Genomic DNA, 2,145 nt, shown 5'->3' with positions numbered 1-2,145 from the left:
AAAAAAAAAAAAAAAAAAACATAGCTGCTGCCCCAATCAATTATCCGCCGGTTTTTCTTACATACGACGAAATGAGGTATAGCACGTAAAAAGACAAGAAGGATACGAAAACGGGCTGGGTATCACTGAAATGAGAGGAGCTCGCCCTCGCGGTGTGGGCGGCCCGTTCGTAGGCCGCGAAGGCGGCCGGGAAGGCGGCCGCTCACCGCCCGGGGGGTGAGCGGCCACCGGGGGGCTAGCCCAGGGCCTGGCGCAGGTCTTCGAGGAGGTCGTCGGCGTTCTCGATGCCCACCGAGAGGCGTACGAGGTCGGCCGGGACCTCCAGCGGGGAGCCCGCCGCCGAGGCGTGGGTCATGCGGCCGGGGTGCTCCAGGAGCGATTCGACGCCGCCCAGGGACTCGCCCAGCGTGAAGAGCCGCGCGCGGTCGCACACCGCGACCGCCGCCTCCTCGCCGCCCGCGACCTGGAAGGACACCATCCCGCCGAAGGACCGCATCTGCTTCGCCGCGATCTCGTGGCCGGGGTGCTCGGGCAGGCCCGGGTAGAGCACGCGGGTCACCTTCGGATGCCGGGTCAGCATCTCGGCGACGCGGGCCGCGTTCGCGCTGTGCCGGTCCATGCGCACCGCGAGGGTCTTGATGCCGCGCAGCACGAGCCAGGCGTCGAAGGGCCCGGCGACCGCGCCCATCGCGTTCTGGTGGTAGGCGAGTTCCTCGGCGAGGGTCTCGTCGGAGACGACGAGGGCGCCGCCGACGACGTCGGAGTGGCCGCCCATGTACTTCGTCATGGAATGCACGACGACGTCGGCGCCGAGCGCGAGGGGCTGCTGGAGGTAGGGGCTCGCGAAGGTGTTGTCCACGACGAGCCGCGCCCCGGCCTCCTGCGCGACGGAGGCGACGGCGGCGATGTCGGTGATGCCGAGGAGCGGGTTCGACGGGGTCTCGACCCACACGGCCTTCGTACGGTCGGTGAGCGCGGCGCGCACGGCGGAGGGGTCCGAGGTGTCGGCCACCGAGAAGTCGACGCCCCAGCGGCCCACGACCTTCGCGAAGAGGCGGAATGTGCCGCCGTAGGCGTCGTCGGGGATGACGACGTGGTCGCCGGGGGCGAGCAGGGTGCGCAGGAGGCAGTCCTCGGCGGCGAGCCCGGAGGCGAAGGCGAGGCCGCGCCGGCCGCCCTCCAGGGCCGCGAGGTTCTCCTCCAGGGCGGTACGGGTCGGGTTGGCGCTGCGGCTGTACTCGTAGCCGCCGCGCAGGCCGCCGACGCCGTCCTGCTTGTAGGTCGACACCTGGTAGATCGGCGGGACCACGGCCCCGGTGAGGGGATCGGCGGTGTTCCCCGCATGGATCGCCACGGTCTCGAAGTTGTTGTACCTGTCGGTCATGCGCACCGAGCGTAGTGCCCCCGCGACGGGCGGGGCGCCGGGCCGGGGTCCGGCAGCGTCTTCGAGAAGGCGGACCGCGCCGGGCACTTGACGCCGCCTTGGCACGTTCTTGAGGTGAGGTTGGCCAATTCGTCTCACGGTCTGGTTCGCTTGGAGTCATGGAGATTCTCTGGTCCCTGTTCGGGGTCCTCTTGATCGGCGCCGTCGTGGCCTCCGTGCTGCGCAGGCGCGGTGCCACCGGGATACGCCTGGCGCAGCCCGGCGACCCGGACGCCGCCGACCCGGCCGCGTACGGCTTCGCGCGTCAGGAGGAACTGGACGTACGCCTGCCGGGGCCCGACGACGCGTTGCTGCGCGCGCTGCGGGCCGTGCAGGGCGGGCAGGACTGGCGGGCGGCGGCGGCGCTGCTCGCGGGCACCGACAAGCACGGCGAGCTGCGCTGGCAGCGCGTACAGGCGTTCGCGGGGGCGGCCTCGCTGGAGCTGGCTGCCCGGCCGGGCGAGGGCGGGCGCTGGCTGCGGGCCTGGCGCGCGGAGGCGCCGAAGGACGCGGGCGCGGCGGCGGTGCACGCGGAGTTCCTCGTCCAGCAGGCGTGGCGGACGTCCACGGTGGGCACGGACGAGTTCCGGATCATCCTGGAGGAGGCGCGCGCGGCCTGCGAGCAGGCGGCGCTCCTCGCGCCCGGCGACCCCGTGCCGCACATCACGCGCCTCGCGGTGGCGCGCGGGCTCGGCGAGAGCCACGAGGAGTTCGAGCGGCTG

The 2,145-nt window shown here is 72.0% G+C and carries 1 protein-coding gene and 1 pseudogene; one reads left to right on the top strand and one right to left on the bottom strand.

The features are described from left to right. Positions 1–235 precede the first annotated feature (235 nt). Entirely contained in the window at positions 236–1,384 is a 1,149-nt protein-coding gene (locus SSBG_RS19055; protein ID WP_037870136.1) for a cystathionine gamma-synthase, read from the bottom strand. Between the two features lie 158 nt (positions 1,385–1,542). Here SSBG_RS19055 and SSBG_RS19050 point away from each other — a divergent pair. Next, positions 1,543–2,145, top strand: a pseudogene (locus SSBG_RS19050) (hypothetical protein); the annotation flags it as partial.

This window comes from Streptomyces sp. SPB074, assembly GCF_000154905.1.
Lineage (GTDB): Bacteria > Actinomycetota > Actinomycetes > Streptomycetales > Streptomycetaceae > Streptomyces.
Note: the sequence above shows the minus strand (reverse complement) of the source record. Positions and strands in the feature narration are given on the sequence as shown.